Raw genomic sequence first — 23,693 nt, forward strand, 5'->3', positions numbered from 1 at the left:
ATCATTCATCTTTCTTACTACTTACTGACCTCTCTAATTTCCTCGGATAGAACCTTCTTTATTACCTATCCGATTCTCAATAGGCTAACGAGATTTATTCCCTTATACATACTAAAAAGCATTTCACTTTATTTTTTCCGCCATCCTCAGTTACATACGCCCACTTAAAGCTATATTCTGAACTGATGTTATGTTTCACAATTCCTTTTACATTCGGTTTCATTACGTACGATCTTCCTGTTTGATATAAAGGAACTAACCCTGCATCTTCTTCAAGGAATAATTTCTCAGCTTTCCCTAACGTTTCCCAGCGTTTTTTCGCATCACTCATTAATTCATTACCTGCTTTTCCTACCATTTCATCGTATTTTGGATTTGAATAACTCATTTGGTTGTACGGGCTCTTCGATTCAAACATATCAATAAATGTCATTGGATCCGCATAGTCTGGACTCCAACCTGCATAAGAAATTTCATAATCTTGCGCAGTTTCTAATTTTAATTTTTGTTTGAACGGCTGAATTTTTGTATTAATTGTTACACCTTTTAAATTTTTCTCAATTTGATCTTTTACATAGTCAGCAATCTTTTTCGCAGTTCCATCATCATAGCTTAGCAATTCAATTGTAACTTGATCTTTTCCAAGTTCTTTTTCCGCTGCTTCCCAAGCTGCTGCACCTTTTTTCGAATCATATTTTAGACCATTTTTAAATGCACCTTGGTAATCTTTACCACAAGGACCTGTCGCAAGCCCTTTTGGTACTAATTGATCTGTTGCTTTTGAACCGTTATTTAAAATAACGTTCGCTAAGCCTTTTTTATCAACTGATAATGCAATTGCTTCACGAAGTTTTTTGCTCTTTAAAGGCGTATCTTGTCCGTTACGTTTTTGATTTAAACGTAAGAAGAATGTACTTGATTCCGCATACTCACCATATTCTTCTTTGTTCGATTTATATTTATCTACAAACTCTCCTGATAGTAATGTAAAATCAATTGATCCTGTATCATATAAGTTTACTTTCGTTGCAACCTCTTTTACTACACTATAGTTAATTTCTTCTAATTTCACAGTCTTTTTATCCCAGTACTTATCATTTTTCTTTAGCTGCCAACCTTGTTCATGTTTCCATGAAGACATAACGAACGGTCCGTTATACAACGTTGTATCTGCTTCTAAACCGAACTTATCTCCTTTTTCTTTTACGAACTTTTCATTTAAAGGATAGTACGATGGGAATGCCATTAAATTCAAGAAATACGGTACTGGCTTTTCTAATTCTACTTCTAGTGTATAATCATCTACCGCTTTTGCTCCTAAATCTGTTAGAGGTTTTTCACCTTTATTAATTGCTTCTGCATTTTTAATATAGAAAGCGATAAACGCATATTCTGCCGCTGTATTTTTATCAAGTAAGCGTTGCCATCCATATACGAAATCTTTCGCTGTTACAGGATCACCGTTTGACCATTTTGCATCTTTACGTAGTTTAAATGTATATTTTTTGCCATCCTCGCTTTTCGTACTAGACTCTGCCGCAGCAGGAATTGACTTATTATCTTTATCAAGGCGATATAGGCCTTCCATCGTGTTCCCTAAAATTTGCGCACCTAATGTATCAGTAGATTTAGAAGTATCCATCGTCGGAATTTCTTGGTTTTCCGTACGATTTAATACTTGTTTCGCTGCATATTTAATATCAGATTTTTTTCTTCCCCACTATTTGATGTAGTAGTCGTTTTCTTTTCCCCACCTGATCCAGAACATGCTGTCAATGCAACACTCATCGCTAAAACTGGTATTACAACTGCCGTTAACTTTTTCATTTTTTTCTCTTCATTTTTGTACCCTCCCTAATTATATGTACATTACCAACCCTTGAGAGACCCCTTACTAAAGACTTTTTTTTAGAAGATTACAACTAATGTCATTCTACTCTTTTTTCCGTAATTGCAAATAGGTTTATTTTAAATATTCTGTTTTTTATTTAGTAGGATTTATCTTCTATCTACTATATGTACATACTATACACCTTATTCTCCTCTATTTAACCATACTAAAAATTAGTATTTTAAGCTCACAAAAAAAGCATTTAAAAGTAGCTAAGCCACTTTTAAATGCTTTTTCAACTCTATTATTTTTCAGTTACATATGCCCACTTATAGCTGTATTCTGGGCTAATATTATGCTTAACAACACCTTTTACATGCGGTTTCATAACATAAGATCTAGCACTTTGATATAAAGGTACAAGAGCTACATCTTCTTGAAGAAGTAGTTTCTCTGCTTTTCCTAGTTCCTCCCAGCGTTTCTTCGCATCACTCATTAATTCCCCACCAGCTTTTTTAATTATTTCATCATATTTCTGATCAGAGAAACTCATTTGGTTATGAGAGTGCTTACTTTCAAACATATCTAAATATGTCATTGGATCCGCATAATCTGGGCTCCATCCACCATATGAAATATCATAATCTTGATCTGATTCTAATTTAAGTTTTTGTTTAAACGGCTGCAGTTTAATATTTACTGTTACACCTTTTAAGTTTTTCTCAATTTGATCTTTTACATATTCCCCAACTTTTTTCGCATTACCAGTATCATAGTTTAAAAACTCAATTGTAACTTGATCTTTTCCAAGTTCTTTTTTCGCTTCTTCCCATGCAGCAGCTGCTTTTTTCGCATCTGGTTTAATACCGTTTTTAAACGTTTCTTGGAAGTCTTTCCCATCAGGTCCAGCTGCTAAGCCTTTCGGCACTAAATAATCTGCAGGTTTTGACCCATCATTTAAAATAACATTTGTTAAATTCTTTTTATCAATTGATAGCGCAATTGCTTCACGTAATTTCTTGCTCTTTAATGGTGTATCTTGTCCACCACGTTTCTGGTTTAAACGTATAAAGAACGTACTTGGTTCGTTATACACCCCATATTCCTCTTTATTATTTCTATATTTGTCAACAAATTCACCTGTTAATAAGGAGAAATCAATTTGACCACTATCATATAAATTCACATTAGTTGCTGGCTCTTTTACAACACTATAGTTAATTTCATCTAATTTCACAGTCTTTTTATCCCAATATTGATCATTCTTCTTCAGTTTCCAACCTTGCTCATGCTTCCAATCAGTAAGAACGAACGGTCCATTATATACAGTTGTATCAGATTCTAAACCGTATTTATCCCCTTTTTCTTTTACAAATTTCTCATTTAATGGATAGTACGATGGGAATGCTACTAAGTTTAAGAAGTATGGTACTGCTTGTTCTAATTCAACTTCTAAAGTAAGGTCATCTACTGCTTTAACTCCTAGTTCTGTTACAGGTTTTTCACCTTTATTAACCGCTTCTGCATTTTTAATTGGGAATGCAATGAATGCATACTCAGCAGCTGTTTTTGGATCTAATAAACGTTGCCATGCAAATACGAAATCTTTCGCTGTTACAGGATCACCATTTGACCATTTTGCATCTTTACGTAATTTAAATGTATATTTTTTACCATCCTCACTCTTCGTGCTTGATTCTGCCGCAGCTGGGATTGGTTTATTCTCTTTATCTAAACGGTATAAGCCTTCCATTGTGTTCCCTAAAATTTGAGAGCCCAAAGTATCTGTACTCTTCGACGTATCCATTGTTGGAATTTCCTGATTTTCTGTTTTATTGAACACTTGTTTCGTTGCTAATTTTTCCCCTGACTTACTATCTCCACCAGAGCTAGAATTTGTGCTTGTCTTCTTATCTCCACCTGATGTAGAACATGCTGTTAACGCCATGCTCATTGCTAAAACCGGTGCTACAACTGCTGTTAGTTTTTTCATTTGTTTCTTTTTCATTTTCTGTACCCTCCCTAATTCTAAACGATAGCTATTCAAGAATTTTCTGATAATTCTGTTTTTCTCTATATATTTATCAGACGATTCTTACTACTTCTTATTCTACTAATTTTTTAAAATTTGTAAAGTATTATTATTGAAAATTTTTAAAAAATTATTTTCTTACAGTAATATTCATAAAAATTCCATATGATCTTCAAATTCTATTTCTCTTTCATATAAATGTACCACTTTAATGGTATTTATCATATTTACACATTAAATATCTATGAGCTCTTGTTAATAAATAATGTATATTTTTAGAAACTCCTTTCCTACAAAAATAAAAAAAGTCAGCAAAACTGACTTTTTACCCGGCTATTTTTTCTCTTTTCATTTCCTCTATTACTTTCGTATACTTCTCATCATCAAATTCATTTTCACTTTTTGCAACAACTACAGTTGCAATACCGTTACCAATTAAATTAACGATAGCACGTGCTTCTGACATGAAACGATCTACACCAAGTAATAGCGCTAAACCTTCTAATGGGATAACATTCATTGCAGATAAAGTAGATGCTAGCACAATAAAACCTCCACCAGTTACTGCTGCTGCACCTTTAGATGTAACTAATAAAATAGCTATTATAGTTAATTGTTGACCTAGTGAAAGATCGACATGAAAGACTTGAGCTAAAAATATAGTAGCCATCGATAAATAAATTGTCGTTCCATCTAAATTAAATGAGTATCCTGTCGGAATGACTAAACCTACTACTGGCTTCGAACATCCCAAGTCTTCCATCTTTGTCATCATTCGCGGCAGTACTGATTCTGATGACGATGTCCCGAGAACAATGAGTAATTCTTCTTTAATGTGAGCTAAATATTTCCACAAACTAAATTTGTACAGTTTACAAATAAAATTTAAAACAATAAAAACAAATAATGCCATTGCCGCATATACACAAATCATTAATTTGCCAAGTGGTATGAGCGTGCTTAAACCATACTTCCCAATTGTAAATGCCATCCCACCGAATGCTCCAACCGGTGCTAATTTCATTACAATTGATAAAATGTTAAAAAATACTTTCGATAATCTTTCAAAAAAGTCAATAACCGGTTGTCCATTTTTCCCTAACATCGTTAACCCTGCGCCGAATAAAATGGAGAAGAACAGAACTTGTAAAATATCACCTTTGGCGAATGCTTCAAACATGTTAGACGGCACGATATGTAAAAAGAAATCCATCCATTTCATTTCTTGTCCGCTTTGTACATATTGCGAAACATCTCCGCCCTTTAGTTTTGAGGGATCTAATCCGTCTCCGGGACGCACAACATTCGCTACGATGATACCAATAATTAAAGCCGCTGTTGTAACAATTTCAAAATATAATAGTGCCTTCCCACCAACACGGCCTACCTTTTTCATACTTCCCATACTTGCAATACCAAGCACAATTGTTAAAAAGATAATCGGTGCAATAACCATTTTAATCATATTGATGAATGTTTCACCAATTGGCTTCATTTGTTGTCCAACACTCGGCCAAATTGCCCCTACTGCAATACTACAAATAATGGCCACAATAACTTGGAATGTTAAATTCTTTGCAATTCTCATTTTTGCTACTCCCCTGTATTTTCATTTCTCCCAAACTATTTTAAGCAATAACATTTATTCTATGTGATAGCCCCCTTGCTATTTAACTTAAACCACAATTTTATGTTACACTATTATCTTTAATTCGAAAATAGTATATAACATTTAAGAATAAATGACATACTATTATACACAATAAAAAGCAGACATTACGTCTGCTTTAATTCTCCTCAATTTGCTTTTCACTTAACCCTAGATGTGTTCTAAGAGTATTACTCAAACTCTGCAAATCTTTTTTATTAGGATTATAATAATATACACGTTGCCCATTTGGACCATTAGGTAAATATAAATCATCACCAGCTAGTTGTATTTTTTCAACTGAACCGTTTAAACCGTATTTATAAAAAGATAAAATATCATCCATTACTAAGTTTGTTTTAAAATCGTCGTCAACTGCCTCAACTATTTTTTCTAGCTTCGTAATCGATCCTACACTTTTTAATTTACTTAAAATCGATTCAATAACAAGTTGTTGCCTCTGCCCTCTCATCGCATCACTATCAATATGGCGCGTTCTTGCTAGTGCAAGTGCTTCTTCCCCATTTAATTTTTGCAATCCTTTTTTCAAATGAATCGCATCAGGTTCATCTTTACTATTTTGCTCCGTAAATTCAACTGGGACATCTACTTCAATACCATCTAACCCATCAACAATTTTAGTAAAGGAACCAAAATTAAATTTCACAAAATAATCAACGGGCACTTGTAACAATTTTTCTACCGCTTCCACAGAAGCTTGCGGTCCTCCATCTTTACCATTTTTAACGAAACCACTTCCATATGCATGGGTTATTTTATCTTTTTTCTTTTCAACTGGAACGTATGTATATGTATCACGCGGTATGCTCGTTAATTTCACTGTTTTATCGTCTTTATTAAAAGTCGCTAACAATAATGCATCTGTATGAAATGCACCATTATACTCCTTTTGTCGTTCTTGATTTTCATCAATTCCCATAATTAAAAGTGAAACATGATTTGCAATTGGCTTTACAGATTTCTCACGTAAATTGGATTTTTCACCTCGTGCTAAATTCAAATTAGATTTTTGTACGAGACTAGAAGTTTTCATATATACATAGGCTCCATAGCCAATTCCACCAAATAGCAATACCGCTAGTAATAAACTTATTATCGTTTTCTTTTTATATTTTTGCTTATTTTTCTCTTCTCTTAAAGATGAATGATTCCCCATTTACTCTCCTCCTGTTTCTATTCATCCAATATGTTTTTCATATTTAGCGCTATCCTTTTGAAACATACTTTCTTTCAATCCCTTATCTATTTGTATCCATTCTGTCGTAAGTGAATATTGAATCAAGCCTTCTTGAAAACTAAGAAATTTCAACATAATCCCTGTATTTTTCTCCACAACCATTTCGAATTTCCCTCTTAAATCTTCAGAGGTGCTAACAGGCATCTCTATATTGATGACTCCTTCAATTTTGTAACAATCTAATCCAAGATATTTCGTTTCTTTATAATTCCAATCTTTATATCGAATTAACAAATCTGCGAATTCTGATTGAATACTATATTTCGCTAGTCCTACATATTCATCATCATATCGCTTTTTTTCACCTGATTTTCTCAATAACCTTTCCGTAGGATTTAACTTTAATAATTCATTGTTTCTTTCTTTCGGGTTCCATTTTGTCTCTTTATAGGTATACTTCTCATCATCAAACTCTTTTTTCTTGCCCTCGTTATATATAATTGTTCGTTTTTTCGCTAGTTTATCTTCTTTCGAAGAGATACCTCTTTGTTTTTCCGTATCAATTGCATACTTATATGTTGTAGCAATTCTTGATGAGCTAGAATATTCCTCAAATTGTCCTGAACTATTTTTAAAATAATCAATAGAATCTAGCATCTTTTGATGAATCTTTTCTTTATCTGGATAATGTACATTTGATTTTATTTCTTCTTCATTTTCATAATCAGAAAACGCTTTTTTCTTTACATATTCAAATACTCCACCGTTTTGCGCAAAACTTTGTATAGAAAACTCAGACATAGATACCACTGAAAGTATACAAACCGCTGCACTAATTATCATCATATGGATTTTGTAACTCTTCTTTTTTACCTGAAGATTATGTAGTGTACCATTAATCTTCTCATTTAACTCTGGAGGTACTATAACATTTTCATTTTTTATTCTCTTTTTTAATTTCTCCTCAAATAATTTTTCACTATCCACCCTTTACACCCCCTATTCCATCTTTAATCGTTTTTGTAGTTGTTCCCTCGCACGCGATAATCTTGATTTCACTGTTCCTTTCGGTATTTCTAACAGCTTCGCAATACTATCTTGATTCATATCTTCATAGTAATAAAGCACCGTAACAGCTCTTAATTCTTCATGTAACGATTGAATCGCATTATACAAATCTACATCTTCATACTGATCACACGCACTCATATTGTAATCATTCTCTTCTGTCACAATTACATTTTTATACGCTCTAATAATATTGTTACACTCATTCATTAAAATTCGAATTAACCAAGTTTGAAAAAACTCTTCTTTTTTTAGTTTTTTTATATTTTCATAAGCTTTTAAAATTGTTGTCTGTATCGCGTCCTCTATATTTGTCTCATCACGTAACATCGCCTTTGCTATTCGATACATCTTCACTTTTTCTGTATGTATAAGCGTTATAAAGGCTTCATGATCGCCTTTTTTCGCTAAAGAAACATCGGTTTCTTCTTTTATAATCATTTTATATAAAGGGATTACTTTCACAATTGCTCCTCCTGTTTCATCCTCACTTCAAATTTAACTTTACATGTATTAGACGTAGGAACCTAGGAAAAGGTTCATTTTTTTGAATATTTTTGTAAATAAAAAGATAAATATCCTTTATAAGTGTTATGTAATAAACATACTAGATTTAATTTACAAATAAAAAAAGCCCACTTTCTCAGTGGACTTTCTACTTTACAACGGTAAATCCCTCTTCTTAAAAACTACAATTGCTACTATGAAAATACAAAGTGCTCCAGCAGTTAAACCTATACTTACCGGCCATATATTATACGTTCCTTCAGCAATTTCTTTCGGATGAAACAGCGTGAATAATGATAGACTTCTCATCCACTCTAACTTATCACTTAATTTACCTACCATATCCAATACGAAAAATAAGATAGTTAAACTCGCTGAATAACTTAGTGCCTTTCTTTCGTCATTACATATACAAGAAAAGAAAAATGAATACGCACTAACGACTAAAAATATGAGCCCTCCGACTACATTTATCTTCAAAAATAATTCTTTATTTAAGTTATTATCTTGTAAAAACCATTCTGCACCTACTAACCCAGCTACATACGTAACAGATACAATAATCAGAAGTCCCAATATGAGAACAGCAGCTTGTGTAATAGCAATTTCCACTCTAGATACAGGTGTTGCTAACAAGTATGCCATTGCTCCTTTATCTACATGACGAGCAATTAAATGTGTTGCAACTGTTACACAAAAAATTGTTAAAATGATAATAAACAATAGACTATAGTATTCACCAGCTAAAAAATCCATTACGTTTTGAATCGGACTTTCCATACCAACGATTTTTTTCACACTATCAGGCATGGCAGCTATTAGTTCATTTAGCCCTTTCGCTGATACCATTGACGGGAATATCCAAATTAATAACCACAAATATAAAGCCGCACCAAACGCATAACTCAAAATATTTTTTTGTGTTTCTTTCAAACTAGCTAAAAATAATTGCTTATTCATGCGTTACCCCTTCTTTCTTATCGTAATAATGCATAAATAAATGTTCTAAATCCATCGCTCTCGTTTGAAGTGCCGTTACATTATAGTTTGAAATTGTTTGTAAAACAGTTTGATAGTTTCCTTGTACAATGATAGATGCCTCTCTACCTTTTACCACTTCAAATTGCAAATTACACTTTGTAAGAGATTCAATCTCTTCTTGCGATGATACGGTTACATCTATTACCTGTCGTCTCATACTTTGTAAATCGTGAATATTTTCAACCGTTACGAGTCGACCATCTTTAATAATCGCTACTCGATCACACGTACGCTCAATTTCAGTGAAAATATGTGATGACATTAAGATTGTTTTTCCTCTTTGCTTTTCCTCTAATATTAATTCTATAAATACTTGCTGCATAAGTGGATCAAGTCCAGATGTTGGTTCATCTAAAATTAACACCTCTGGATCGTGCATAAATGCAGCAACTATCCCCACTTTTTGCTTCATTCCTTTAGACATTTTGCGAATCGGTGTTTTCACATCAAATTGCAGACGATCTATCAGTTCATCTCGTCTTTTCGTATCCTTTAATCCACGCATTCCTTGCATTAATTTTAAAAACTCTAATCCGTTCATTCCTTCAATAAAAGAAATTTCACCCGGTAGATAACCAACTTCCCTTTGAATTTTCGCTGCTTCATTCCAACAATCTAATCCAAAAATTGTCGCTTTACCAGCTGTCGGTTTTATAAATCCCATTAAATTACGAATCGTCGTTGATTTCCCGGCACCATTCGGTCCTAAATAACCGAATACTTCTCCCTCTTTTACATCAAATGTAATATGAAACAAACCTTTTCCATTCAAAAACTGTTTTGTGACATCCTGAACTGAAATCATAATTCCACCTCATTTTTTGAAATATTTAATATGTGATATTTCAAAATCATTGTACTCCTCATCTTTCATATTCGCAACAACTTTTTGAAATATTTATTAGTCCATATTTCAAAATTATTGTTTTCCATTATTTTTTCTTGTATATTTTAAGTGAGGTGATTGCATTGAACGGATTTGAAAGAGTAAAAGAAAAGAAAAAACGTGCCATTAAAGAAGCAGCATTCGTATTATTTTCAGAACGTGGATTTAATGAAGTGAAAATAGAACATATCGCAAAAGAAGCGAACGTTTCTCAAGTTACAATTTATAATCATTTCGGAAGTAAAGATGCGTTATTTAGGGAGCTTATACAAGAATTTATCATATCTGAATTTCAATATTATAAAGAGCTTGCAGAAGAAAAATTACCTTTTCATGATATGATGCAAAAAATGATTGTAAGAAAAATGAATACTGGCGGGTTATTTCAACCTGATATGTTACTACAAATGATGCAAAGGGACGAAGAACTCCGGAAGTTTATTTATAGTTATCAAAATGAAAAAATCCTGCCCTGGTATTTAGAAATATTAGAACGAGCGCAGCGCAAAAACGAAATTAATCCTCACCTTACTAAAGAAATGATGTTACTTTACATTCAAATGTTTACAAAATTAGGTGATGAATTTGGAGCACAACTTCTTGAAGGAGATCGTGAAAAACATATACAAGATATCGTTACGATGTTCTTTTATGGACTCTCCGTCCCAGAAAAATAATTTTTCTAAAGAACAAATAGAATTACCAAAAAGCCCTTTGGATATTTAAATCGCAAGGGCTTTTTCATATCAAAAAATGTCTAAAACTAACTTTATCTTAAAGAAGTTAAATGCTTCTTTATAGATAACACCTTATTATAGATTAACTCTTTTAGCATAACAGGCTGAATTGAAATAATCGTTTCACCGAAATTCAGAAAATAATTTGAAATAAAATCAAATTCTTGCTTGTTAAAATAGCCTGTTATAATGTAATTTTCATTTTCCTTTTGCATCCTCATGGAAGGGTAATTCTCTTTATCAAAAATGTCTTTTCCTTTTTGATTAACAATGACGCTAAAATTAATTGCATCAGGCTTTCTGTGAAAAGTAGTAAGATAACTTAATAATTCTTCAAGATTTTTTGGATTAATATTGCTCGTTTCCACAATAGAAAGAATTTTATCACATCTAATTATTTGAACATTATTCGTCTCAAAATTAAAGATTTTAGCATACCACTGGCCAAATTTAGATTCTATTCGAATAAATTGGGCAACCAATGCTTTCTCCTCACCTTTTTTTAAATATGTTAAATGATAAACTCGCTCAGCAAAAATCCCCTGTAAAATTTCTTTTAAGAACGGACTAAAATTACTATGATTTGTTACTTCAAAGGAAAGCGTTCGTTCCATAATTGAAATATTTTTACTCACATTATCAGGTAATACATGTTTAAATTTATTTTCAAGCGCAATACTTTCTACATTAAATGGTTTTGTCTTGTATCCATTTAGCGTAAGAATTGAAAAATATAAGGCATACATTTCATCCACACTAAAATAAATTGGTGATAAAACACTATTTTCTATAATTTTATAACTTCCATTTCTACCCAATTCAGAATATATGGGTACACCTATTTCTTCCAATGATTGAATATCTCGCAAAGCGGTACTTTTAGAAATATCATATCTAACCATTAAATCTTTTAAATTAAAATATCTTTTATTATTTAAGAAAATAAGCATATCATTTATTCGTTCCGTTTTTTTCATATTTCCCTCCCAAAAAGGTGTCATGTATTGAAACCCTTTTAATCTATATTATAATTATCAACTAATAAAGGAGTTATATATTTATGACATTAGAAATAGCTATTTTTCTTTCAATGAATGGGCAAGCAAAGGAGGCGATTAACTTTTATACACGTCATTTAGAAGCCAAAAAGTTAATGGTTGTTACGTATGAAGAACTGGCGAAAAGAGATAGTTCTTTTAAAATTAAAAGTGAAAATAAAGATCATATTGCTCACTCTGTTTTACAAATTGGGAATACAAAGCTAATGATAGCAGAAGATACAATGAAGCCTAATGAACGTTATAACGTTGGAAATAACATGTCACTTTGCATTCAAAGCGCTAATTTAGAAGAAATACAAAGGTTTTATAATAATTTAATTTCCGATAAGCATGTGAAAATAATCTCTCCCCTAGAAAAAAATATATTTAGTGAAGCATATGGTATTATTGAAGATCCTTATGGCATACAAATCCAATTAATGTATGATAAACGACTAAACTAAATAATTAATCATATTCACATATTCCTAATAAAAAAGACACGAATTTCGTGTCTTTTTTATTTTATAGAAATGACTCTACCCTTTTCACTGCTTTCAATCGCTAATTGAATCAGTTTAATAACATCTAAGCCTTCTTTTGCTGTTACAGGTAGTTTCTCACCATTTAATATACTATCTCGTACACCTTTATAATAATTATCATAACAACCGACTTCTGTTGGAATGCGCTCTAAGCTTTCTTCTGTTTCTAAAGTAGCAAAATTCTCTTCATCGTCTACTCCATAACCATTATCACCTGGCTTCATTCCATTTTTTAATTGCTCTTCCTGCGAATCCATACCGTACTTCACGATAGAACCTTTCTCTCCATGCACTATAAAATGCGGTCCAGCTTTTTTCACATAACTGCTACTACGTAAAATGACACGTTTAGCTCCGTAATGCAGTACTATGTGGAAATAATCATCCACCTCTGCACCTGGTCGTTGTTTTATTACATCTGCACTTATCGCATCTGGTTTTCCAAATATTGATAACGCTTGGTCAATTAAATGCGATCCTAAATCGTATAATATACCGGAACCTGGTAGATTTTTTTCTCTCCATCGATCACGCACATGTGGACGGAAACGATCAAAATTTGATTCATATGCGTATACATTCCCTACTCTGTTTTCTCCTAACAATTTCTTAATTGTTAAGAAATCATTATCAAAACGACGATTATGATATACGCTTAACATTACATTATGCTGCTCTGCTAATGAAATAAGCTCTTCCCCTTCTTCAATTGAAACAACAAATGGTTTTTCTACAACAACATGCTTACCGTTTAAAATTGCTTCTTTTACATATGGAAAATGAGTTGTATTAGGTGATGTAATAACAACTAAGTCAACATCAGCTCGCTTCACCAATTCAGCAATTGTACTAACAACATTAGCGTTTGGTAATGTTTCTTTTACTACCTCTTCTTTTGAGGATAATACAGCACGAATATCATATTCTTCTATTGTTTGTAATAGTGGGATATGAAATGTCGTACTAGAAAAACCAAATCCTACAATCCCTACACCTATTTTTTTCATGTTGCCCCTCCATTTGTCCCGCTTTAACGGGCAGTAAGATTCCTAACTCAAAATCCAGCGAAAGCTAAGAAATTAGGTGAGGAGTCAACTGCTCGTTAAAGCCCGATTGGTTCAACTAATAATCAGTGGGGATAAAGAAAATCCCCATTGATTAAAGTTTCACTTTATGAGAACGATTTCATTCAGTTATTATAACAAGATTATTATTATTTACATAATAAATTGCCTAGAAAAAAGCATCTTGCTACTATTCATAGCAAGATGCTTTTTTTAACCCGCTTTAACGGGCAGTAAGGCTCCCGACCGCGAAGGAGTTAGATGGGAGACCAACTGCCCGTTAAAGTCCGATTGGTTCAACTAATAATCAGTGGGGATGAACAAAATCCCCACTGATTATAGTTTCACTTTACTCCGGTCGTTTTTTCGTCCACGTTTCTACTACTTCACCAGTATCATTAACATCTAGCACTAGGCTACCATTACTATACCGGTCTTTATTTCGATACGCTTTCGGATCAATCTCTTCTACAATATTTTTTTCTGTCTTCATATAAACTAATTCATCGTCCCGAACAATTTCAATACCGACAATGCGGTATGGATTACGTTTTAACTCTTTGAAAATAACAAGACCTCGTTTCGCCCTCGTTGATTTCTCAATTTCTGATGCTTTTAGACGTTTTACAGCACCGCGCTGCGTTACGAGAATAAGTTGATCTTTGTCACCATTTAACGGTTTACCAGAAGCGACATAGTCATCTTCTTTTAAATTAATTGCTTTCACACCAGCAGCTCTTACACCGACTGGACTTACTTCATCTTCATGGAAAATAAGTGCATATGCACCATGTGTAGCAAGAACGATATCACTCGTTCCATCTGTCGCAAATATATCGACAACTTCATCACCTTTTTTCAAGTTTACAGCAACGAATGCCCTTGAATAACGCTGAACTTTATATTGATTTAATTCTGTTTTCTTTATCATACCATTTCGTGTTACAAATACGATAAATCGTTTTTCTTCCTCAAAGTTCGGTACAACCGTTACCCAAATGATCGTTTCATCTCGGTCGAGTGAAACGATATTTGCAACGTGCTGACCTAAATCTTTCCAACGAATATCTGGCATTTCGTATACTGGAAGATATATATAGTTCCCTTTACTTGTGAATAAAAGAACTGTTTCAGTCGTATTCGTATCGAATCGTTCAAGTAAGATGTCACCCTCTTTCATACCGAAGTCTTTGCCGTTTGATGCATTATGTGAGCGCCATCCAGTACGTTTCACATATCCTTCTTTCGTTACAGTAACGATGACATCTTCTTGTGGAATCATCACTTCTACGTCTATTTTAATTTCTTCAATTTGTTCTTCAATAATAGCACGGCGATCATCACTATATGTTTTCTTAACTCTCTTCAAATCAGTTTTAATGACTTGAAGTAATCTTTTTTCACTTTGTAAAATTGACTGTAGCTCTAGAATTTTCTTATTAAGCTCATCTGCTTCTTCTTGTAACGCCGTAATGTCTGTATTCGTTAAGCGATATAATTGCAAGGATACAATTGCTTCTGCTTGTGCTTCTGTAAAGCCAAATTTTGCACTTAAATTATCTTTCGCATTACGTTTATCTTTTGAAGCTCGAATTGTCTCGATTACTTGGTCTAAAATCGATAATGCCTTCTTTAAACCTTCTACAATATGTTGACGATTTTCTGCTTTTCTTAATTCATATTGTGAACGTCTCGTAATAACCTCTTTTTGATGTCCAATATAAGCATCCAAAATTTTCGGTAATGTCATAAGTGTTGGACGGCGATTATTGATCGCTACCATATTAAAGTTATATGGAATTTGTAAATCTGTATTTTTATATAAATAATTTAAAATACCTTCGGCGTTTACTTCTTTCTTTAATTCAACAACGATTCGTAAACCAGTACGATCCGTCTCATCACGTACTTCAGCAATGCCATCTAACTTTTTATCTAGACGTAATTCATCCATTTTCTTTACAAGGTTTGCCTTATTCACTTCGTAAGGAATTTCAGTGATTACAATTTGTTGTTTCCCACCGCGCACTGTTTCAATTTCTGCTTTTCCGCGAATAATAATTTTACCTTTTCCTGTTTCATACGCCTTTTTAATACCATCAATCCCTTGAATAATACCGCCTGTTGGGAAATCTGGTCCTTTCATAACTGTTAATAAATCATCAACAGTACTATTTGGCTTATCAATACGCATCATTGTAGCGTCAATAACTTCTCCAAGATGATGCGGAGGAATTTCTGTTGCATAACCAGCAGAAATTCCTGTAGATCCGTTTACTAATAAATTCGGGAACGCTGCTGGTAATACAACCGGTTCTTCACTCGTATCATCAAAGTTTGACACGAATTCAACTGTTTCTTTATCAAGATCACGTAATAATTCAGATGCGATTGGTGATAAACGAGCTTCCGTATAACGCATCGCTGCCGCTGGGTCCCCATCAACACTACCGTTATTACCATGCATTTCAACTAAAACATTACGTACTTTCCAAGTTTGGCTTAAGCGAACCATTGCTTCATATACAGAGGAATCTCCATGTGGATGATAATTACCAATAACATTACCTACTGTTTTAGCTGATTTACGAAACGCTTTATCATGTACATTACCTTCTACATACATAGAATATAAAATACGTCTTTGTACTGGCTTTAAGCCATCACGTGCATCTGGAAGTGCACGATCTTGAATAATATATTTACTATAACGTGCAAAGCGGTCACCTAACACGTCTTCAAGCGGGAGGTCATGAAACTTCTCTGCTTGCATGTTATTCCACCTCCGTCTCCATAATCATTTCATTTTCTAAAATATTTCCTTCTTCTTGCATACCAAACTGTACATTACGTTCAATCCATTTACGGCGCGGTTCTACTTTATCGCCCATTAATGTTGTAACGCGACGCTCTGCTCTTGCTGCATCATCAATTTTCACGCGAATTAATGTACGCGTTTCAGGATTCATTGTTGTTTCCCATAATTGATCCGCATTCATTTCACCAAGTCCTTTATAACGTTGTAACATATAGCCTTTGCCAACTTTTTTCGTTACACCGTCTAATTCCTCATCTGACCAAGCGTATTCAATTACCTCACTCTTACCTTTCCCTTTACTTACCTTGTATAAAGGAGGAAGTGCGATAAACACTTTACCGGCTTCGATAAGTGGCTTCATATATCTGTAGAAGAACGTTAATAACAATACTTGAATATGAGCTCCATCCGTATCTGCATCGGTCATAATAACAACTTTATCGTAGTTAATATCTTCAACAGCGAATTCATTTCCTACACCGCCGCCAATTGCATAAATAATTGTATTAATCTCTTCATTCTTAAAAATATCAGCAAGCTTTGCTTTCTCCGTATTAATTACTTTACCACGCAATGGTAGTACCGCCTGAAAACGACGATCTCGCCCTTGCTTTGCTGAACCGCCAGCCGAGTCACCCTCTACTAAATACAATTCGTTTTTCTGAGGGTTACGTGATTGTGCAGGTGTTAACTTCCCGCTTAAAGTACCTTCTGATTTTTTCTTTTTCTTACCACTACGTGCTTCTTCTCTCGCTTTACGAGCAGCCTCACGTGCTTGCGCTGCTTTAACTGCCTTTCTCACAAGAAGTGTAGCTACATCCGGGTTTTCCTCTAAAAAGTAAGCTAGATGCTCTGATACAATGGCATCAATAGAAGAACGAGCTTCACTTGTACCAAGTTTCCCTTTCGTTTGTCCTTCAAACTGCAGTACTTCTTCTGGTACACGTACAGAAACGATAGCCGCTACACCTTCACGAATATCTGTACCTTCTAAATTTTTATCTTTTTCTTTTAATAATGAAACTTTACGAGCATACTCATTGAACACACGCGTCATTGCTGTTTTAAATCCAGCTTCGTGTGTTCCACCATCTTTTGTACGTACGTTATTTACAAACGAAAGAATATTTTCTGAGTAACCATCATTAAACTGGAATGCTAGTTCTGCTTCAATCCCGTTTTGTTCACCAGTGAAATATACAACCGGGTGAATTGAATCTTTTTCTTCGTTTAAATATGAAACGAAAGCTTCAATTCCTGTTTCATAATGAAATATATCTTCTAAATCATTACGTTCGTCTTTTATTGAGATTTTCATTCCTTTTAATAAGAATGCAGATTCACGTAATCTCTCACATAATGTTTCATAATTGTAATTTGTCGTACTAAAAATCGTTGTATCTGGTTTGAAATGCATTGTTGTACCAGACTCTTTTGTTTTCCCGATTTTCTCTAACGTTGTTGCAGGAACGCCACCATTTTCAAAGCGTTGTTCATAAATGTTACCATCACGTTTAATTGTTACTACTAACCATTCTGACAAGGCGTTTACAACTGATGCCCCAACACCGTGTAAACCACCACTCGTTTTATAGCCACCTTGACCAAACTTACCACCTGCATGAAGTACAGTTAAAATAACTTCAGGTGTAGGTTTCCCAAGTTTATGCATTCCCGTAGGCATTCCTCGCCCTTTATCTATAACGCTAATACTATTATCTTTATGTATTACGACAGAAATTTCGTCGCCAAATCCCGCTAACGCCTCGTCAACGGAGTTATCTACTATTTCATATACTAAATGATGCAATCCACGGCTATCCGTACTCCCGATATACATACCCGGGCGTTTTCGAACGGCTTCAAGTCCTTCTAACACTTGAATCGCATCTTCATTATATTGGAACTGATGCTTCGCCAAACTCCTTGCCCCTTTCCTAATCCAAAATCAGAACATATGTTTCTATTATAGAATAACGCCTCGACTATAGTTTTGGCAAGTTATCTTATCTCTTTTATATACCATTTTCAATAGAAAAATCCTTGTTTTCTCACAAGGATTCCTCTAGGCTACTATTTCAGAAAAATAATCGTTTGTCAACGAGAAATGGATATGTATTCCAAGATTACACATTCCAAACCTTTATTATGATCCAAATGATCAAAATCCAAAATGGGATTACAAATAACAATCCCCAAAAACAGCCTTTAAAAAATCTCATGATGAACACCTCGTTCATCGGCCCTACTTATCTATAATGAGGGCTGAATCAATCTTTCTAACTTTAAGTCTATACTATTTTGTCATCGCATGTTCTACTTTAATACAACGATCCATTATTACAGTATAGTCTTTTTCTTTTAAAAGTTTATATGTATCTTCATCTTGTACTCCTAATTGTGCCCAAAAAACATCTGCATCAATCTCGACAAATTCTTTTGCAACATCCATTAAAAACTCTGAGCGACGAAATACATTTACAATGTCAACGTGTTCCTTAATATCCTTTAGTGAAGAAACTGCCTTTTCTCCAAGCACCTCATTTACTGTTGGATTAACTGGAATAATGCGGTATCCAGCATCTTGCATTGCTTTTGAAACCATATACGATGTACGTTCTGGCTTATCTGATAATCCAACAACCGCAATTGTTTTGCTTTTCTTTAACACTTCACCAATTTCCGTACGAGTTGGGTTTTCAATTGTCATAATTAATCCCTCCTATTCCTTTAGTATAGCCGATAAAGAAAGTCTCTTTCAATATGAAAGAGACTTTCTTTTATTTCGATTATTGATTCTTTGTAGCTGAATTATCTGCTAAAGTAGCTGTTTTCGTCATTTTTTGACCGTTACGGTAGAATGTGACTTCTACTTTCTCGCCTACTTTTTTCTTTTCATATAAATATTTACGGAATTGAAGTGAATTTTCTACTTTTTGATCATCTAATGCTACGACAATATCATATTGCTCTAAACCAGCTTTTTCTGCCGGTGATATTGGGTAAATTTTACCTAATACAACACCATTAGTTACTTCTTTCGGTACTTTCAATTGATTGACTGCATAAGCTTGCACATCTTCTAACGAAACGACACCTACTCCAAGAGCTGGACGTTTTACTACTCCGTCTTTTTCAAGTGATTCAATAACTGGCTTTGCGATATTAATTGGAATAGCAAATCCAATTCCTTCAACTTCTTGTTGTGCAATTTTACTTGAATTAATCCCAATTATTTCACCGTTTTGGTTAAATAATGCACCACCACTGTTACCAGGATTAATCGCTGCATCTGTTTGAATAACTTGTGCTTGCCAATCTGGGCGTTTATCCCCATCAATATCAACTGGGATTTCGCGTTCTTTACTACTGATTATACCTTCCGTTACACTTCCGTCAAATCCAAGTGGGTTACCGATTGCAATCGCTTTTTCACCCGCACGAAGTTTACTTGAGTCACCTAAAGTTGCAACTTTATTTACATTAGCCCCATCAATTTCAACAACAGCTAAGTCTAACCAAGGATCTTTCCCTACTAACTTTGCATCTACCTTTTTACCATCACTTAGCTTTACAGCAAGTTTATTCGCTCCATCTACTACGTGGTTGTTTGTTACAATATATGCTTTATTTCCTGCTTTTTTATAAATAACACCTGATCCTGAACCAGCTTGTTGTTCTTGACCTGTCGGTTGCATTGCAAATGGATCAACGCTTTGTTGCATATTAATAACGCCTACAACAACATCTTTCGCTCCTTCAATCATACCAGGTAAATCAGTTTCATTTTTCGCTTTATTTACAACAGGAACTACAGTACCTTCTACTTTTGAATCCGAACTAAATGATGATACTGGTGCTCCATTATTTTGAGCCCATGGCATATATGGTGCTGCAAAACTAATCGAAACCGCTCCGACTACAGCTCCCACTAAACCTGTGAAGAAATAGCCTTTTTTACTACCTGATTTTCTCACTTCTCTCGTTTCACTATGCTCTTCATTTAAATTTGGTCCGTCGTAATATCCCATGTTTTATTTCCCCTCTCTGGTGAATTCGTATTTTCAGTATAGTCACGTTTTGTGTCCTTCTTGTGAACTCATCGTGAAATCCAATTAAAAAAATACTCCTATCTAACATTGTAGACAAGAAAAGTATTTTTTGTACATTCTACCTTCAAAAGAGAGTATAAAATTGCCATTTTCCTAGGCTAAATTACACAAATTGTTCTAGATTATTCTTCAAATTTATAACCAACTCGAATAACAGTACCGATATGCTTCGCTTTATCTCCTAACTTATTTCGAAGTTTTTTAATATGGGTATCAACCGTTCGGTCATCACCGTAATAGTCATATCCCCATAACTGGTCTAATAAATGTTGACGTGATAATACGATTCCTTTGTTCTCCATTAAATAAACGAGAAGTTCAAATTCTTTATGTGTCAATATAATTTCTTCTCCATCTACTAAAACAGTTCTAGATAGACGATTCACTTCAATTCCAGCTAAAGACATAGCATTTTCTTCCGCTACTCCTACCGCGCCATCCGCACGTTTCAATAACGTCTTTGCACGAGCTACTAACACTTTCGGACTAAATGGTTTCGTTACATACTCGTCTGCACCTAATTCGAAACCTAGCAATGTATCATCCTCATCCGAACGTGCTGTCAACATAATAATTGGTACTGCTGATTCTTTTCTAATTCGTCTACAAACAGACCATCCATCTATTTCCGGTAACATAATATCTAACATAATTAAATCAATTTCATGCTCTGCAAATAACTCTAACGCTTTCTTTCCATCTTCTGCTTCGATTACTTCAAAGCCTTCATTACGAAAATAATCACTAACAATTTCACGTAATCTTCTTTCGTCTTCAACAAGCAATACTGTTTTATTCATATAATCTATCCCGCCTTTTTACTCTTTCAATCGAATAATACGTTGATTGGAGCTTCCGCGAAATGGAAGTGTTAAATCTTTTTTCTCAATTTCAAACCTTCCATCGACTAAAACATCCCCATAATGTAACAACTCTATCATATCATTATTTTGGGAACTCTGTATCTCTTCTAACATATAACCTGTATACATCCATAGGTTTTTTTTCAAATCTTTCACGATTTTTGCTACCTTTTTCACTTCAGCAGCTTGAAAAAATGGATCTCCACCTGAAAATGTTACATCAGTTAATGGATTACTTGCAATCTCTTTCACAATTTCTTCTACTGTCATTTCCGTTCCGTTGCAAATATTCCACGATTTCGGATTATGGCAACCGACACAACGATGCGGACAGCCCGCAAAAAACACGACTGTCCGCAATCCTTCTCCATCTACTACACTATCATGAATAATATTCATCACTTTCATTTATGTTTCACCCGATCTATCTCTTCACTACGTTTCGCACTATTCCACTTCGACATATCTCCTACAAGATAGCCTGTTATACGGCGAATTCTTTCTATATTAGCCTCATCTTCATTCCCGCAACTTGGACATTCATTTCCAATAACCCCGTGATAACTACAGCACTTACAACGGTCAACAGGATGATTAATTGAACCGTATCCAACGCCATGTTCTGCCATGGCTTGTATAATTTGTTTTAATGCCTTTTTGTTATGCATCGCTGCTCCGTCCAGTTCAATATACGTAATGTGTCCTCCATTACAGAGAGCATGGAACGGGCCTTCTAAACGGATTTTATTTATCGCTTGAATGTTATAATAAACTGGAATATGGAATGAATTCGTATAGTAATTATGGTTCGTTATACCGCTAATCACGCCAAATTCTTCTCTATCTTTTTTCACAAACTTTCCTGATAATCCTTCTGCTGGAGTTGCAATTATCGAGAAATTTAGTTGATGTTCTTCTGTCGCTTTATCCATTCTATCTCTCATAAAGGAAATAATTTCGTACCCAAGTTTCCATGATTCTTCATCTTCCCCATGATGCTTTCCTGTTAAAGCTACTAAACATTCCGCAAGACCGATAAAACCAACACTTAACGTCCCTTGTTTTAAAATCGAAGCTACGGAGTCTTCAGGCTGCAATGCTTCTCCACCACGCCATACACCTTGTGAATATAAAAACTGAAAATCTCTTGCTCGCTTCTTACATTGATACGCAAATCTTTCTAATAACTGCTTAATTCCTAAATCTAAATAGTAGTTTAGCGCTTCAAAAAATGCTTCTTTTGAACCACTAATTAACGCTAATTTCACTAAATTGATAGACGTAAATGATAAATTCCCTCTACCAATCGCTGTTTCTTCTCCATGTATATTAGACATAACACGGGTACGACATCCCATGTAACATACTTCACTTTCTGGTCTTCCATCATAATGCACTGTATTAAACGGAGCATCTAAAAATGAAAAGTTAGGGAATAATCGCTCTGCAGTTGTCTCTAATGCTAATTCAAATAAATCGTAATTCGGATCACTTTCTTCAAAATTCACACCTTTTTTCATCTTGAAAATTTGAATCGGAAAAATTGGTGTCTCTCCTTTACCAAGTCCAGCTTGTGTTGCTTTTAATAGTTGTTTAATTAACATTCTTCCTTCTTTTGATGTATCTGTTCCGTAATTAATAGAAATAAACGGTACTTGTCCTCCGCCCCTACTATGCATACTATTCGAATTATGAACGAAAGCCTCACACGCTTGATACGTATCATTTTCCGTTTCTTTCCATGCAAATTCTTCTATTTGTTCTTTCGTAAGCGGATATGATTGTAATCGTTTTTTATGTCTCTCAATTGTTTTTCGTACATAAGGTGCTAAATCAATATCAAAGAGTGCAAACGATTGACCGCCATGCTGCATATTTTGATTCGCTTGAAAAATAATAGACGAAAGAGCCAATGCACTTTTAATGTCTTGTGGTTGTCTCATATGTCCATGTCCAGTATGAAAACCGTTAGCAAGCATTTGCGCTAACGGAATTTGCGAACAAGTCGTCGTTCCTGTCGCATAAAAATCTAAATCATGTGGATATAATATATTTTCATTTATCGCTTTTTTCACTTGATCTGACAATAAATTCTCAACAGCATAATATTTTGCACTCTCAGATGCGAACGTTCCCATTACACCCATTGGAGAGCGGCCGTCTACATTTGCATTTTCTTGCATTAAATCTTGTTCATTGCCGTGGACTATCGTCTCGAACACTTTCATTAATTCTTCTCCACGTGTATTATTTTGTAACATTTATAACCCTCCACCAATATGTTGTTGTCTTTTGATTAAAAT

Annotated in this window: 18 protein-coding genes and 1 pseudogene; 2 read left to right on the top strand and 17 right to left on the bottom strand. The window is 34.2% G+C overall.

Going from position 1 to position 23,693, the window contains the following annotated elements; translation table 11 throughout:
* Positions 1 to 94: 94 nt before the first annotated feature.
* The 8 genes and pseudogenes from DOS87_RS20115 to DOS87_RS20155 all read right to left on the bottom strand — a co-directional run bounded on the left by DOS87_RS20115 (position 95) and on the right by DOS87_RS20155 (position 10,130).
* A pseudogene (locus DOS87_RS20115) lies at positions 95 to 1,827 on the bottom strand (peptide ABC transporter substrate-binding protein).
* 308 nt (positions 1,828 to 2,135) lie between these two features.
* Entirely contained in the window at positions 2,136 to 3,839 is a 1,704-nt protein-coding gene (locus DOS87_RS20125; protein ID WP_000730154.1) for a peptide ABC transporter substrate-binding protein, read from the bottom strand.
* A 349-nt stretch (positions 3,840 to 4,188) separates the two neighbouring features.
* Positions 4,189 to 5,451: a dicarboxylate/amino acid:cation symporter gene (locus DOS87_RS20130; protein WP_098577924.1), complete on the bottom strand. Its 1,263-nt coding sequence runs from the start codon at positions 5,449 to 5,451 to the stop codon at positions 4,189 to 4,191.
* Between the two features lie 199 nt (positions 5,452 to 5,650).
* Positions 5,651 to 6,688 carry an LCP family protein gene (locus DOS87_RS20135; RefSeq protein WP_000526731.1) on the bottom strand — a complete coding sequence of 346 codons (1,038 nt, stop codon included), beginning with the start codon at positions 6,686 to 6,688 and terminating at the stop codon, positions 5,651 to 5,653.
* 21 nt (positions 6,689 to 6,709) lie between these two features.
* Positions 6,710 to 7,696: an anti-sigma factor gene (locus DOS87_RS20140; protein WP_098577925.1), complete on the bottom strand. Its 987-nt coding sequence runs from the start codon at positions 7,694 to 7,696 to the stop codon at positions 6,710 to 6,712.
* A 12-nt stretch (positions 7,697 to 7,708) separates the two neighbouring features.
* The gene (locus tag DOS87_RS20145; RefSeq protein ID WP_086397401.1) at positions 7,709 to 8,242 is read right to left on the bottom strand and encodes an RNA polymerase sigma factor; all 534 of its coding nucleotides are present in this window, start codon (positions 8,240 to 8,242) and stop codon (positions 7,709 to 7,711) included.
* 195 nt (positions 8,243 to 8,437) lie between these two features.
* Positions 8,438 to 9,244, bottom strand: a complete 807-nt coding sequence (locus tag DOS87_RS20150) for an ABC transporter permease subunit (RefSeq protein ID WP_001041417.1) — start codon at positions 9,242 to 9,244, stop codon at positions 8,438 to 8,440.
* Positions 9,237 to 10,130, bottom strand: a complete 894-nt coding sequence (locus DOS87_RS20155) for an ABC transporter ATP-binding protein (protein WP_000626558.1) — start codon at positions 10,128 to 10,130, stop codon at positions 9,237 to 9,239. The genes DOS87_RS20150 and DOS87_RS20155 overlap by 8 nt, the downstream gene beginning before the upstream one ends.
* A gap of 155 nt (positions 10,131 to 10,285) precedes the next feature.
* Here DOS87_RS20155 and DOS87_RS20160 point away from each other — a divergent pair, with 155 nt between their 5' ends.
* Positions 10,286 to 10,888: a TetR/AcrR family transcriptional regulator gene (locus tag DOS87_RS20160; protein ID WP_003309799.1), complete on the top strand. Its 603-nt coding sequence runs from the start codon at positions 10,286 to 10,288 to the stop codon at positions 10,886 to 10,888.
* Between the two features lie 92 nt (positions 10,889 to 10,980).
* On the opposite strand, the gene DOS87_RS20165 is transcribed toward DOS87_RS20160, so the two are convergent.
* Entirely contained in the window at positions 10,981 to 11,949 is a 969-nt protein-coding gene (locus tag DOS87_RS20165) for a helix-turn-helix transcriptional regulator (protein WP_000187494.1), read from the bottom strand.
* Positions 11,950 to 12,008: 59 nt separating this feature from the next.
* Between DOS87_RS20165 and DOS87_RS20170 the strand changes: the two genes are divergently transcribed.
* Positions 12,009 to 12,452: a VOC family protein gene (locus tag DOS87_RS20170; RefSeq protein ID WP_000171340.1), complete on the top strand. Its 444-nt coding sequence runs from the start codon at positions 12,009 to 12,011 to the stop codon at positions 12,450 to 12,452.
* A 56-nt stretch (positions 12,453 to 12,508) separates the two neighbouring features.
* Here DOS87_RS20170 and DOS87_RS20175 read toward each other — a convergent pair whose 3' ends face one another.
* The 8 genes from DOS87_RS20175 to DOS87_RS20210 all read right to left on the bottom strand — a co-directional run bounded on the left by DOS87_RS20175 (position 12,509) and on the right by DOS87_RS20210 (position 23,651).
* Positions 12,509 to 13,540: an oxidoreductase gene (locus DOS87_RS20175; RefSeq protein WP_000719754.1), complete on the bottom strand. Its 1,032-nt coding sequence runs from the start codon at positions 13,538 to 13,540 to the stop codon at positions 12,509 to 12,511.
* 406 nt (positions 13,541 to 13,946) lie between these two features.
* Positions 13,947 to 16,370, bottom strand: coding sequence for a DNA topoisomerase IV subunit A (parC, locus tag DOS87_RS20180; protein ID WP_001147460.1), 2,424 nt, complete (start codon positions 16,368 to 16,370; stop codon positions 13,947 to 13,949).
* 1 nt (position 16,371) lies between these two features.
* Positions 16,372 to 18,336 (bottom strand): DNA topoisomerase IV subunit B, encoded by a 1,965-nt coding sequence (gene parE / locus DOS87_RS20185; protein WP_001062195.1) that lies wholly within the window; start codon positions 18,334 to 18,336, stop codon positions 16,372 to 16,374.
* Positions 18,337 to 18,711: 375 nt separating this feature from the next.
* A complete protein-coding gene (locus tag DOS87_RS20190; RefSeq protein ID WP_000151394.1) occupies positions 18,712 to 19,125 on the bottom strand; it encodes a CoA-binding protein in 414 nt (137 codons plus the stop codon).
* 79 nt (positions 19,126 to 19,204) lie between these two features.
* Positions 19,205 to 20,446, bottom strand: coding sequence for a S1C family serine protease (locus DOS87_RS20195; protein ID WP_000542642.1), 1,242 nt, complete (start codon positions 20,444 to 20,446; stop codon positions 19,205 to 19,207).
* 203 nt (positions 20,447 to 20,649) lie between these two features.
* Entirely contained in the window at positions 20,650 to 21,327 is a 678-nt protein-coding gene (locus DOS87_RS20200) for a response regulator transcription factor (RefSeq protein ID WP_001044679.1), read from the bottom strand.
* Positions 21,328 to 21,345: 18 nt separating this feature from the next.
* Positions 21,346 to 21,798 carry an anaerobic ribonucleoside-triphosphate reductase activating protein gene (gene nrdG, locus DOS87_RS20205; RefSeq protein ID WP_098577927.1) on the bottom strand — a complete coding sequence of 151 codons (453 nt, stop codon included), beginning with the start codon at positions 21,796 to 21,798 and terminating at the stop codon, positions 21,346 to 21,348.
* The gene (locus DOS87_RS20210) at positions 21,795 to 23,651 is read right to left on the bottom strand and encodes an anaerobic ribonucleoside triphosphate reductase (RefSeq protein WP_000940083.1); all 1,857 of its coding nucleotides are present in this window, start codon (positions 23,649 to 23,651) and stop codon (positions 21,795 to 21,797) included. The genes nrdG and DOS87_RS20210 overlap by 4 nt, the downstream gene beginning before the upstream one ends.
* Positions 23,652 to 23,693: the final 42 nt, after the last annotated feature.

The organism is Bacillus sp. CR71 (assembly GCF_003429245.1).
GTDB classification, from domain to species: Bacteria; Bacillota; Bacilli; order Bacillales; family Bacillaceae_G; genus Bacillus_A; species Bacillus_A thuringiensis_S.